Origin of the sequence: Devosia sp., assembly GCF_035944845.1 — a bacterium.
Lineage (GTDB): Bacteria > Pseudomonadota > Alphaproteobacteria > Rhizobiales > Devosiaceae > Devosia_A.
On the sequence record NZ_DASZAW010000106.1, the window covers coordinates 1 to 13006 of the forward strand.

Here is a 13006-nt window from a genome sequence, read left to right on the forward strand (position 1 = left end):
ACGGCAAGGGCGCCCGCCCGCATTGCCCCCAGGAAACGCATAGTCAAAACCTCCGACAGCCTTCCGACGTTACGTCGGGCACATGGGACGCACAACCTCGCAACTCAAGTGTTGCGAGGTTTTAACCTTGGAAATGTTTGGGCCCGTGATTGGCCGGCAACACTGCCGAACCGCGGGTCAGTTAGCTAAACACCGGCTCAGAACACGAAGGCCTCGACCCGCGGAGCTTCGGTCAGCGGCGGCAGCGAGGTGTTGAACTCGCTGCGGCCGGCAACCTCGCCGGCGGATTTGACGAAGATATGCGCGACAGCTGGACCGCCATTGGCGATCAGCGCCACCAGCCGTCCGCCCTCGCGCAGCAGGTGGAACAGCGGCGTCGGCTCGGCGGCAACTGCCCCCTCGACGATGATGACGTCGAAGTGGTCATGCGGCAGCCCTGCCCCGTCGAAGCTGGCGACGGCAATCTCGGCATTGCTCACTCCGGCGGCCTCGAGGTTGGCCCTCGCCTTGTCGGCCAACCCGACATCCATCTCTAGTCCGGTCACCGAGGCGCCGAGTTGCGCCAGCACGGCCGTCGAGTAGCCGGTGCCCGCACCGACATCGAGGACGCGATCGGTCGCTGCGATTTCCGCAAGCTGCAGCAGCTTGGCGAAGGGCGCCGGTGCGCCTAGATAGCGGCCCCCACCCAGCGCGTGCGACACGTCGGCATAGGCCAGTGCCTCGCGATCGGCCGGCAGGAAGGCTTCCCGCCGAACGGCACCCATGGCGGTGAGAACCCGGTGATCGGTAACGCCGCTGGTGCGCAATTGGTTATCGACCATCTTGAGGCGGGCATTCGCAAAATCGGCCATATCGGCTCCCTCGGACTGGAGGCGTCTGGCAGGTGCATACGCCCCGCTGATGAATGCTTCAAGGAGGGGAGCGATCGGCGCACATGAGCATCGTCGGGAATAGGGCAATCGCCCGCCAGCGCACCTGCGTCGATGCAGGCTCGGAGTAACGGGATGTCTCGGGGAAGCTTGGAGGCCACATCCGGAATCGAACCGGAATACACGGATTTGCAATCCGCTGCGTAACCACTCCGCCATGTGGCCTCACCGAGGCGGTTCATATGGCAGAGCAATTCTTGATGCAAGCTGAACAGGATCAATGACAACGGCATTTCTCAAAGGATACGCCCGCATCGCTTGTGTCCGCCTTGGTTTTCCGGCCTTGTTCTCCGGAACAGGACCGCCTTGCCCATGCCTAATGCCCCGACGAGACCGCAGGTCGACCGCACGCAGAAGCGCCGTGAGTTGCTCGCTGCGTCCGAAACGGTTGTGCTGCTCGAAGGGCCGGCGGGCATGGGCAAATCCATCCTCCTGGCGCAATTGGCGGACGAGGTGGGAGTGAGCGTTCACCGCTCGGCCTCGGCGCCACCCGTGGCGGGTGTTCAGATTGCGCTATGGGACATCCCGCCAGGGAGTGCGCCAGATCCGCTGCCCGAGGCATACGTCTGCGGCGATCGCCGCATCATAATCGCCAAGCGGCCGGAGACGGTGCTGCCGTCGCTTGATCGCGCCGCGGCATACGGTAACGTCCGGCGTTTTGGCATTTCGGACCTGCTGATCGGGCGAGATGAGTTGCGGCAGGCGATGCCGGCGCGGCTGGCCGAGCGCAGCTTTCAGCAGTCGCAGGGCTGGCCACTGCTGCTGGGCCGATCGAACGCGGGGGAAGACGTGTTGGTGAGCTTCCTCGCCAGCGAGTTGCTGGCGCCTATGCCTGCGGTCGAACTTGCAGCACTTGCCGCGTGGCTGGACGGGATCACGCCCACGACCACGAGCTTGGAGCTGCTGTCGTTGCTCGATCCCGTTCGCACGACACTGGCTCGTGCATTTGCCACCGAGATCGCATCGCGGCGCGAGGATCCCGCCCGGGCGGCCGAACTTGCGGCCGCTTACACCGAGCACGGGTTGATGACCGACGCCATCACCATCTGGCAATCGATCAGCCGCTTCGACGAGGCTTTTGCCGTCTACGCGGCCGGTGGCGGCCGGTTCTACCTTTACCGACACGGGGCAGCCGCGTTTGATCGCGCGCTCGCGGGCTTTCCGGCCGACTACGCGCTCGGCAATGACACGCTGGTGATGAGCCTTGCGATGCAGGCCCTCAAGCATGGCGAGGTGGCACGCGCCCGCCGGCTGCTGGCCGATCGCTTCGGCCCAGGGATCAACGACTTCCACAGCGTCTTCACCCATCGCGAAAAGTACAGCACGGATCTGCTCGCCTTCCGGGTGGTGATGCTGATCTACGAGGACTATCAGCTCACCGACGAGCTGTTCGAGCAGGTGTTCGACACTTTGGGCGATCTGCCGCTCGACGATCACATCGTGCGCGGCAGCTTCTACAACTCGGTGCTGGAGTTCTACATCCGCGGCCGGCGCCTCGCGGCTGCCGAGGACGTCGCGCAGCGCGCCCTCTACCACTACGAGCAGGCCAAGGTGCCCATGCTCGCCTTCTATATCAGCCTGCACCAGGCGCTGGTGCGGCTGTTGATGGGCGACGCCAACAATGCACGCGGGCACGCCGAACAGGCGGCGCGCTACCTGCACGCCATTGCGTTCGACAGTCCTGGCGACGAGCGCCTCCTGGCGCTGCTCAATGCCTGCATCGACTACGAAGGCGGTAAGCCCGAGCCGCTGGCGCGTTTCCTCAGCACGGAACTCGACGATTTCGTCCATGGCGAAATCTGGCCCAGCCTGATCGAGTTCGCCCTGCACTATGGCAGCCAGGCGCTGAGCGAGCACTTTTCCACCCTCGCGGCGCGGAATTTCCTCGATCGCTGGCGGGTCTACCAGATCTCCAACCGGCAGTTCGGCCTGATGATCGAACTGCGCGAAGCTGCGATCCTGCAGAACGCCAATCGCTGGCAGGAGGCGGCAGAGAAAGTCGCCGCGCTCGCTACCCGCATCACCCGCTCATGGGTCGCAGCCGCCGGCGAGGAGCTCGAGCGCCTCAAGGACCGCGACGAGATCGTGCAGGCGATGATATGGCTCAGGCACATCGTCTACGAGCAGCCGACCCGGCCACATCTTGAGCGCCAGCTCGGCTTCATCATCGGGAACCTGAACCTTACCGGGCGCCAGCGGCTATGCGCCGAAGTCTGGCTGGCCTTCGTCCACAAACGGCAACGAAACCTGTCGCGAGCCCGCGCGCTGCTGCAGAAGGTGTTCGAGGAGGCAGCCCGGCTCGGCGCGATCGCGCCATTGGCCGAAGAACGGGTGTTCCTCAGCGAACTGATTGAGCAACAGCGCATCGGCGAGTACCTCGAGATCTCGGCGCCGGTCCGCCAGGTGCTGCGCCGCCTGCGCAACGGTGGCCTGCCCAACTCGGCGTTGGGCGCGCAGAACGGTCTCAGCCGGCGCGAGACGAAAGTGCTGATGATGATCTCCGAGGGATCGTCCAACAAGTTCATTGCCAACGCACTGGGCCTCAGCGAAGCGACGGTGAAGTTCCACCTGTCCAATGCTTACCGCAAGCTCGGCTGCAAGCGTCGCCGCGAGGCCATCAGCGCAGCCCGTGCCCTTGGCCTCGTGAGCTAAAACCTCGACGTTTTAGTCAAAAACCTAGCCATCTTTGCGCCTTGAGCCTGGTGCCCGGCTGTTGCGAAGCTCCCTTATCGGGCTCGTGCGACCGCAAGGTGACGCCGGGCCCCAGGGAGTGCCGGCGCAGCCGGGCAATCTTCCCGGCGCGGGGGTAATGCGCCGAGGTGGGTAATAAACGGGACAGGGAACATCACAGTCATGACCAAGCACAGGCTTCTTGCAGCAACTGCACTTTCGACCCTCATGCTGGGCGCAGCGCCCGCCATGGCGGTCACCGTGACGATGAACACCGTGCAGATCTTCGGCACCATCGATCCGGCGAAAATCTCCGACTACACCGACTATATGGCGGCAGTGAACCTCTATGATGGGCTCGTCACGGTCGATTCCGCCGGCAACATCGTCCCCGAGCTGGCCGAGAGCTGGACAGTGTCTGACGATGCAAAGGAAGTCACCTACAAGCTGCGCGATGACGCCAAGTTCGCCGACGGCTCGCCGGTCGAAGCCAGCGACGTAGTCTACACGGTCGAGCGCCTCCTGCGCATCAACCAGGGTCCGGCGAACCTGTTCGCCGGCGTGCTGGCGCCCGGTTCGGTGACCGCGGTCGATGCCAAGACGGTGAAGTTTACCCTTTCCAAGACCTTTGCGCCGTTCCTCACCACCGTACCGGCTATCTTCATCCTCAACGAGGAGGTGGTGAAGGCCAACGAGGGTGCGGACGACGGCCAGACTTACCTCGCGACCAATGTCGCGGGCGCCGGCGCTTACGGCCTCAAGAGCTGGGATCGCGGCAGCCAGATGACGATCACCCGCAATGCCGACTACTACAAGGGTTTCGGCGCCGGGCCGATCGACGAAGTGCATTGGATCATCACCAATGACGAGGCCACCGTGCGATCGCTCGCCGCTTCCGGCGAGCTGACCATGTCGAGCCAGTTCCAGTCTCCCGATACCTACACCGCGCTCGAGGCGATGGGTCGCTTCGTCATCGCCAAGGAAGAGACCTCGACGGCGTTCTACCTCAAGCTCAACAGCAAGGCCGCGCCGACTGATGACGTGCATATCCGCAAGGCCATCGCGCTCGCCACCGACTATGCGACGATCCGCGAAGTGATCTCGCCCGGCGGCGTGCTGTCGACGCCGCTGCCCAAGGCCTTCGCCGCTTTCCACGCCGACGATATCCCCGAGCCGGTCTACGACCTCGAAGCCGCCAAGGCGGAAGTGGCGCAGTCAAAGTATGCCGGCGCGCCGATCCCGATCACCCTCGCCTATGTGGCGGGGACCAAGTTCGAGGAAGAGATCAGCCTGCTGATGCAGTCGAACCTCGAGCAGCTCGGGTTCGTGGTGACCCAGCAGGCGGACCCGTGGAACCGCATCACCGAGATCGCGGGCAAGGTCGAGAGCACGCCGAACGTCAACCAGATCTTCTTCGGCCCGACCTATCCGTCGCCGGACTCGATGTTCTTCACCCAGTACCACTCGGAAGCGGCCGGAACCTGGGCCTCGATGGAGTGGGTGCAGAATCCCGAGATCGACGCGATGATCGACGAGGCCCGCGGTACCGGCGACACCGCCAAGCAAGCCGAGATCTACAAGGCCGTGCAGCACAAGCTGGTCGACATGCAGTCCGACGTGTTCCTCAACACTCAGACGGTCCAGCATGCCATGGACAAGTGCCTCACCGGCTTCAAGGCCGTGCCGATGATGTCGTTCGACTACGACTTCACCCGCTACAGCTGGACCTGCTGACAGCTTTGGCGTCCCCGGCGATCAAGCCGGGGACGTCAAATCCCGCACCACCCCTTCTCGGCTTACCAGGGCGGCTGCCTCTTGGAATTCCTGCTTTTCCTGTTCCGGCGCATCTTGTGGTCGATCCTCGTCCTCGTGGGACTGTCGATCGTCATCTTCGCCATTGCCCGCGTCGTTCCGGGTGATCCGGCGCGCATGGCGCTCGGACCCACCGCCACAGCGCAGCAGGTGGCGGACCTGCAGGAAAAGCTCGGGCTCAACAAGCCGATCGTCGAGCAATACGGCATGTTCATCGCCGGGCTCAGCCGGGGGGACCTCGGCCGCTCGCTGCTGACCGAGCGCCCGGTCAACGACGATATCCGCGATACGTTCGCGGCGACCTTCGAGCTGGTGCTGGCGACCATCACCCTTGCCTTCGTGCTGGGCGTGCCGCTCGGGGTCGCGGCGGCGCGCTGGAAGGACAAATGGCCCGATACGCTGGTTCGGGTGCTGGCGATCTTTTCGGCGGTGACCCCGAGCTTCTTTGCGGCCCTGCTGTTGCAGATCCTCGCCGGCTACGTACTGCACATCCTGCCGACCACCGGGCGGCTGCCGCACAACATGGAGTTCGTTGCCGGCATTACCGGGCTGCTGACCGTCGACTCGCTGCTCGCCGGCCGCCTCGATGTGTTCGGTGAGGCGCTGCGCCACCTGCTGCTGCCGGCCACCGCACTGGCGCTCGCCACCATGGGGCAGATTGCCCGCATCACCCGCTCGTCGATGATCGACGTGGCGAGCCAGGACTATATCGAAGCGAGCCGCGCCTTCGGCGTACCGGAGCCGATCCGGGTGTTCAAATACATGCTCCGTCCCAGTTTCGTGCCGCCGCTGACCATCCTCGGGCTCGAGTTCGCTTCGCTGATCGGCAACGCCTTTGTCGTCGAGCTGGTGTTCGCCTGGCCCGGCATGGCCGCCTACGGCATCCGCACGATCCTGCAGAAGGACCTCAACGCGGTGATGGGCGTGGTAATGGTCTCGGGCGTGTTCTTCGTCCTGGTCAACCTCGTCATCGACGTGCTGGTCGGCTTTGTCGACCCCCGCGTCCGCATTCGGGGGAGCCGCTGATGTCCAGCGAAACGCTGCCCAACGCGCCGCCCCGCCGGCTCTCCAACGCCTACCAGAACTGGTACCGTTTCTCGCGCAACCCGACGGCGGTGATCGGCGCGGCGATCGTCATCCTCGCCATCCTGGCGGCGCTCCTCGCGCCCTGGATCACCCCCTATCCCGAGCATGTCGGGGCGGTGGTAAACTTCAGGGCCCGCCACCTGCCGCCTTCGGCGGAGTACTGGTTCGGCACCGACAATGTCGGGCGCGACATCTTCACCCGGGTGATCTTCGGGCTCAGGATCTCGCTGCTCCTGGCGCTGGTGGTGCTCGGCATCGCCATCCCGGTGGGCACGACACTCGGCCTGCTCGCCGGCTATTTCGGCGGCTGGGTCGAGATCGTCATCATGCGGCTGACCGACATCGCCCTCGCCATCCCACCGCTGGTGATGGCGCTGGCGGTTGCCGCGGTGCTGTCGCCCGACCTGATCAACTCGATGCTGGCGATCGCGGCGCTCTGGTGGACATGGCACACGCGGCTGATCTACTCGATCACCCGGCAGCTCAGAACGCAGGAGTTCGTCGAAGCGGCGGAGACGCTGGGCGCCAGCAAGTTCCACATCCTGTTCCGCGAAATCCTGCCCAACTGCGTTTCGGCGCTGGCGGTGAAGACCTCGCTCGACGCCGGATTCGTCATCCTGGTCGGCGCCTCGCTCAGCTTTCTCGGCCTCGGTATCCAGCCCCCTACTCCCGACCTCGGCACCATGGTCGCCTCGGGTTCGGCGTTCCTGCCCGATTACTGGTGGGAATCGGTACTGCCGGGGTTCGCCATCCTCATCGTGGCGCTCGGCTTCAACCTCCTGGGCGATGGCCTGCGCGACCTGTTCGACGTGCAGGAGGTGCGCTGATGGTCGACGCCCTGCTTTCCGTCCGCAACCTCAGTGTGCAGTTCACCACCTACGGCCAGACCAATGAGGTGCTGAAGGGGGTGTCGCTCGACGTGCCGGCGCGCTCCCAGATTGCTCTCGTGGGTGAAAGTGGTTCGGGCAAGACGGTGACCATGCGCGCCATCATGGGGCTGTTGCGCACCCCACCGGCAAAAGTCACCGGCGGCGAAATCTTCTACGATGGCCGCGACCTTCTCACCATGCCGGACCGCGAGCGGCTGAAGCTGCGCGGTACCGCCATGTCGATGGTGTTCCAGGATCCGATGAGTTCGCTTAACCCGGTGTTCACCATCGCCGACCAGATGGGCACCATCCTCAAATATGCCGATCGCCGGCTCGGCCGCAGCCGCAACCGTCGCGAGCGGATGGCGCGGGTGCATGAAGTGCTCGGCCAGGTGCGGATGCGCGACCCCGAGCGGGTGGCGCGCTCCTACCCGATCATGCTGTCGGGCGGCATGCGGCAGCGCGTGCTGATCGCCATGGCGCTGTTGAGCGAACCGCGCCTCTTGATCGCCGACGAGCCGGGCACGGCGCTCGATGTCACAACCCAGGCGCAGATCCTGAAGCTGCTGAAGGACCTGGTCGAAGAGCGCGGACTCGCCCTGCTGATGATCACCCATAACCTGGGCGTGGTGCGGGAGACCTCGAACTACGTCTACGTGATGAACAAGGGCGTCGTGGTCGAGCACCGGCCGACGGCCGAGCTCTTCGAGGCGCCGCGCGACGACTACACCAAGGCGCTGATCGCGGCCGTGCCCCGGCTCACCGGCGGCACCAGCTTCGGCCAGGCGGGAGTTGCAGTATGAGCAACATGCTCGAAGTCGCTGGGCTGACCAAACTGTTCCCAGTTCGCAATGGCTTTGGCCGCAAGACCGGCGACGTGCGTGCCGTGGACGAGGTCTCGTTCGCCATCGAGAAAGGCAAGGTCTATGGTCTCGCCGGCGAGAGCGGCTCGGGCAAATCGACGATCGCCCGGATGATCATGGGGCTCGCGACACCCACCAGCGGCGAGATCCGGCTCGCCGGCCACAGCATTATCGGGGAGACCGGCACCCGGGCCTATGGCCGCAAGGTGCAGATGGTGTTCCAGAACCCCGGCTCGTCGCTCAACCCGCGCCGCACCGTGGGCCAGTCGATTGCCGTTCCACTCGCCGCGCACGGCATGCCCGGTGGGACGCACAAGCAGCGGATCGCCGAGCTGCTCGAAATGGTGCAATTGCCGACAGAATTCGCTCTGCGCTACCCGCATGAACTGTCGGGCGGCCAGAAGCAGCGTGTTGCCATCGCCCGGGCGCTGGCCGTGGCGCCGCAACTGCTGATCCTCGACGAGCCGACCTCGGCGCTCGACGTCTCGGTGCAGGCCAGGGTGATGGACCTGCTGGTCGATCTCGGTCGGCAACTCGGGCTCACCTATCTGTTCATCTCGCACGACCTCAGCCTGATGCGGAACTTCGCCGATACGGTCGGAGTGCTCTATCTCGGCAAGATCGTCGAGACCGGTTCCACGGCGTCAGTCTTCGAAGCGCCGCAACACGACTACACCCGCCTGCTGCTTGCCTCGGTGCCGGTTATCTCGGCCGAGGAGGAAGCCATGCGGCCGAAAATTCCGCTGATCGACGGGGAAATCCCCACGGCGGAGCAACTCATCGCGCTCCGGGGCGGAGCGGCAGCGGTCTCCCAAAGGACAGAAAAATGATCAGAATTGGCATCGACGTGGGCGGCACCAATACGGACGCCGTCGTCATGGATGGCGCGACTGTTATTGCCGGCGTCAAGGCCGCCACCACTGCCGACGTGATGACCGGCGTCGTCAACGCACTGAAGGCGGTGCTCGAAGCCTCGAAGCTGGATGCCTCGGCCATCGACGTGGTGATGATCGGTACCACCCACTTCACCAATGCTGTGGTGCAGCGGCGCGACCTCGCAAAGACCGCCGCCGTGCGCCTCGGCCTCCCCGCCACTGCCTCGCTGCCCCCGATGGTCGATTGGCCCGAGGACCTGAAGGCGGCGATCGGCGGCATCGGCTACCTGGCCCATGGCGGCAACGAGTTCGACGGCCGGGTGATCTCGCCGCTCGACGAAACCGAACTGCTCGGCATTGCCGAGGACATCAAGGCCAAGGGCATCAACACCATCGCCATCACCTCGGTGTTCTCGCCGGTGACCGGCGAGTTCGAGAAGCAGGCCGGCGAAATCTTCGCCAAGGCCCTGCCGGGGGTCCACATTACGCTGTCGAGCGATATCGGCCGCATCGGCCTGCTCGAGCGCGAGAACGCGGCGATCATGAATGCCTGCCTGCGCGATCTGTCGAAGCACGTGATCGAGGCCTTCCGCAAGGCGATCACCGAGACCGGGATCAGGGGGCGCTTCTACCTGACGCAGAACGACGGCACGCTGATGGATGCCGCATTCGCGGAAAAGTTCCCGGTGCTCACTTTTGCCTCGGGGCCAACCAACTCGATGCGCGGCGCGGCCTTTCTCTCCGGGGTTGCGGACGCCATCGTCGTCGATATCGGCGGCACCACCTCCGATGTCGGCTCGCTGCACAAGGGTTTCCCGCGCCAAGCCACCGTGGCCGTGGAAGTCGGCGGCGTGCGAACCAACTTCCGGATGCCGGACGTGTTCTCGATCGGCCTCGGGGGTGGTTCGCACGTTGTCGAGAGTGGCGGCGCCATCAAGGTGGGCCCGACTTCCGTCGGCTACCGGATCGTCACCGAGGCGCTGATCTTCGGCGGCAAAACCCTCACCACCTCCGACGTGGTCGTTGCCTCGGGGCGCTACGAGCTGGGCGACAAATCCAAAGTCGCGCACCTGACGCCCGCGTTTATCGCGAGCACCCAGGACAGGATCATGTCGATGCTCGAGGACTGCGTCGAACGCTCGCGGCTGTCGCCCGAACCGCTGCCGGTGATCGTGGTGGGGGGCGGCTCGATTCTCGTCGACGGCCCGATCGGCGGGCTCGAGGTGATCAAGCCGAACCACTTTGCCGTGGCCAACGCCGTTGGCGCCGCCATTGCGCAGGTTTCGGGCGAGGTCGATCGCGTCTATGCGCTGGCCGAGATCGGACGCGACCAGGCGCTGGCCGACGCCAAGGACCGCGCCACCGAAGCGGCCGTCGCGGCCGGGGCGCTGCGTTCGTCGATCGAAATCGTCGATGTCGAGGACGTGCCGCTGGCGTACCTGCCCGGCAATGCCACCCGCGTGCGGGTCAAGGCTGTCGGTGAACTGCATGTCGGATAAGGGCTACCTGCTCAAGGAGAGCGACCTGCTGCCGCTCTCGATCGGCGCAGCGCTGCTCGGCACCGGTGGTGGCGGCAACCCCTATGTCGGGATGCTCAGGGCACGCGAACTCATCCGCAAGGGCGCACAAATCCGCGTGCTGCCACTCGACGCACTGCCCGACGACGCCTTTGTCGGCGAAGTCGGCGGCATCGGCGCGCCGGTGGTCGGGGTCGAAAAGATTGAGGAAGGCGGCGAGTGTTTTCGCGCCATGCGGGCCGTGGAAGAGGCCGCGGGGGTGAAGATTTCGGCCACCATCTCGGCCGAAATCGGCGGCTCCAATGCGCTCGAGCCGGTGATCGCGGCCGCTTACGCGGGCCTGCCGGTGATCGATGGCGACGGGATGGGCCGAGCCTTCCCCGAAGTGCAGATGACCACCTTCTTCATCTATGGGGCCAAGGCCGCTCCGGCTGCCATCGCCGACGAGAAAGGCAATGTCGTCGTCTTCAAGGAGGTGATCGACATGTTCTGGCTCGAGACCTTTGCTCGCGGCGTCGCGGTGAACATGGGGGCGGCGGCAGGTCTCGCCATCGCGCCGATGGCGATGGAGTTCGTCCGTCGCACTGCCGTTCCCGGCACGGTGACGCAGGCCCTTCAGATCGGCCAGACCGTGCTCGATGCCCGGCAGAAGCGGCAGAACGTCGTCGAGCGGGTCGTCGCCTCGACCGGTGGCAAGCTGTTCTTCACCGGCAAGGTCACCGATATCAGGCGTGAACTGGTGGGCGGTTTCGCCCGCGGCCATGCGCACCTGAGTGGTGTCGGCGACTGGGCCGGCTCGGAAGCGCGCATCGCCATCCAGAATGAGAACCTGGTGCTGTGGGTCGATGAGGTGCCGGTGATCATGGTGCCTGACCTGATCATCAACCTCGAGCTCGATACCGGCGAGCCGATCACTACCGAGGTGCTCCGCTACGGCCAGCGCATCGCCGTCATCGGGCTGCCCGTCCACGATCTGATGAAGACGCCCAAGGCGCTGGAAATCGTCGGTCCCAAGGCCTTCGGCTATCCCGAACTCACCTTCAACCCGCTGCAGCCCCAGCCCGTAGTGGCCTGAGGCAAAGGAACCATATCATGAAGTTTCTTCGCACCATCTACGCCGAGGATATGGAAGACATCGCAACCGGCGGCGCCATCCTCGGAACCGGCGGCGGCGGCGACCCCTATGTCGGCAAGCTGATGGCCCAGCAGGCGATCAAACAGTACGGCCCGGTCAAGCTCGTCGACATCGACGAGTTGCCCGACGACGCCCTGGTGGTTCCGGTCTGCATGATGGGTGCCCCCACAGTGATGACCGAGAAGCTGCCGCAGGGCGAGGAGCTGATCAACGCCTTCCGCGCGCTCGAGCAACTGCTCGGCAGGAAGATCGACGCCGTGCTCTGCGGCGAGGCCGGTGGAGTCAATTCCACCACCCCGTTCGTCGTCGCCGCCATGGCCGGCCTGCCGCTGGTCGATGGCGACGGCATGGGCCGCGCCTATCCCGAACTGCAGATGGTGACCTTCACCATGCACGGCGTCTCGGCGACGCCGATGGTGCTCTGCGACGACAAGGGCAACTCGCTGGTGCTCGAGACGGTCAGCAATGCCTGGACAGAGCGGCTGGCGCGCGCCGCGACGGTGGAAATGGGCGGCTCGGCGCTGCTCGCCTTCTACTCGATGTCCGGCGCGGTGGCGAAGAAGGCAATCGTGCGCGGCACGCTGACGCTCTGCTCGGAGCTCGGCCGCACCCTGCGTGAGGCCAAGGCCGGCCATGTCGACCCGGTCAACGCGATCGTTGAAAAGCTCGAGGCCGACGTGATCTTCCATGGCCGTATCAAGGATATCGAGCGCCGCACCGTCGGCGGTTTCGCCCGCGGCACCGCCCGTTTCGAAGGAGTCGAAGAGTGGAAGGGCCACAGCTTCCGGCTCGATTTCCAGAACGAGTTCCTGATGGCCGAGCGCGATGGCGAGATCATCGTTACGACGCCGGACCTGATCACCGTGCTCGACGCCGAATCGGGTCTGCCGGTCACCGCCGATGCGCTGCGTTACGGCCTCAGGCTCAAGGCGCTGGCCATGCCGTCCAACCCGCAATGGCTCACACCCGCCGGCATCGAACTCGTCGGCCCGCGCTATTTCGGCTACGACACCGATTATCGCGAGTATTTCGGGCGCTGAAGGTGGTCTGTTCGCAGGCACAAGCCGCGAGCTCCCCTCCCCCTTGAGGGGAGGGGTTGGGGGTGGGGGTCCATCGGTGATCACAGGACCACCCCCTCCCTCGTTCCCTCCCCTCAAGGGGGAGGGATGCGACAGCCGAAAGATCGGGACAGGTCACCTCCCGGCGAACGGCCCGAACCCGGCTGTTTGTGGTGGCGATCGGAAGTAGAG

The 13006-nt window shown here is 65.1% G+C and carries 10 protein-coding genes and 1 tRNA gene; 9 read left to right on the forward strand and 2 right to left on the reverse strand.

Annotated features, from left to right (window positions below; all coding sequences use genetic code 11):
• Positions 1-197: 197 nt before the first annotated feature.
• Both VGV07_RS20505 and VGV07_RS20510 read right to left on the reverse strand, forming a co-directional pair.
• On the reverse strand, positions 198-851 hold the full coding sequence (locus VGV07_RS20505) for a protein-L-isoaspartate O-methyltransferase (RefSeq protein ID WP_326870593.1): 654 nt from the start codon (positions 849-851) through the stop codon (positions 198-200).
• A gap of 169 nt (positions 852-1020) precedes the next feature.
• Positions 1021-1094: transfer RNA gene (locus VGV07_RS20510), tRNA-Cys, on the reverse strand.
• Between the two features lie 147 nt (positions 1095-1241).
• Here VGV07_RS20510 and VGV07_RS20515 point away from each other — a divergent pair.
• From VGV07_RS20515 to VGV07_RS20555, 9 genes are all read left to right on the forward strand, one after another.
• A complete protein-coding gene (locus tag VGV07_RS20515; RefSeq protein ID WP_326870594.1) occupies positions 1242-3581 on the forward strand; it encodes a helix-turn-helix transcriptional regulator in 2340 nt (779 codons plus the stop codon).
• A 201-nt stretch (positions 3582-3782) separates the two neighbouring features.
• Positions 3783-5333 carry an ABC transporter substrate-binding protein gene (locus VGV07_RS20520; protein ID WP_326870595.1) on the forward strand — a complete coding sequence of 517 codons (1551 nt, stop codon included), beginning with the start codon at positions 3783-3785 and terminating at the stop codon, positions 5331-5333.
• A gap of 81 nt (positions 5334-5414) precedes the next feature.
• Positions 5415-6437 (forward strand): ABC transporter permease, encoded by a 1023-nt coding sequence (locus VGV07_RS20525; protein ID WP_326870596.1) that lies wholly within the window; start codon positions 5415-5417, stop codon positions 6435-6437.
• Entirely contained in the window at positions 6437-7324 is an 888-nt protein-coding gene (locus VGV07_RS20530) for an ABC transporter permease (RefSeq protein ID WP_326870597.1), read from the forward strand. Before VGV07_RS20525 ends, VGV07_RS20530 begins: the two co-directional genes overlap by 1 nt.
• Positions 7324-8169 (forward strand): ABC transporter ATP-binding protein, encoded by an 846-nt coding sequence (locus tag VGV07_RS20535; RefSeq protein ID WP_326870598.1) that lies wholly within the window; start codon positions 7324-7326, stop codon positions 8167-8169. Before VGV07_RS20530 ends, VGV07_RS20535 begins: the two co-directional genes overlap by 1 nt.
• Positions 8166-9059: an ATP-binding cassette domain-containing protein gene (locus VGV07_RS20540; protein ID WP_326870599.1), complete on the forward strand. Its 894-nt coding sequence runs from the start codon at positions 8166-8168 to the stop codon at positions 9057-9059. The genes VGV07_RS20535 and VGV07_RS20540 overlap by 4 nt, the downstream gene beginning before the upstream one ends.
• Positions 9056-10603, forward strand: a complete 1548-nt coding sequence (locus VGV07_RS20545; protein ID WP_326870600.1) for a hydantoinase/oxoprolinase family protein — start codon at positions 9056-9058, stop codon at positions 10601-10603. The genes VGV07_RS20540 and VGV07_RS20545 overlap by 4 nt, the downstream gene beginning before the upstream one ends.
• Positions 10593-11696 (forward strand): DUF917 domain-containing protein, encoded by a 1104-nt coding sequence (locus VGV07_RS20550; protein ID WP_326870601.1) that lies wholly within the window; start codon positions 10593-10595, stop codon positions 11694-11696. The genes VGV07_RS20545 and VGV07_RS20550 overlap by 11 nt, the downstream gene beginning before the upstream one ends.
• 17 nt (positions 11697-11713) lie before the next feature.
• Positions 11714-12796, forward strand: coding sequence for a DUF917 domain-containing protein (locus VGV07_RS20555; RefSeq protein WP_326870602.1), 1083 nt, complete (start codon positions 11714-11716; stop codon positions 12794-12796).
• The last annotated feature ends 210 nt before the right edge of the window (positions 12797-13006 follow it).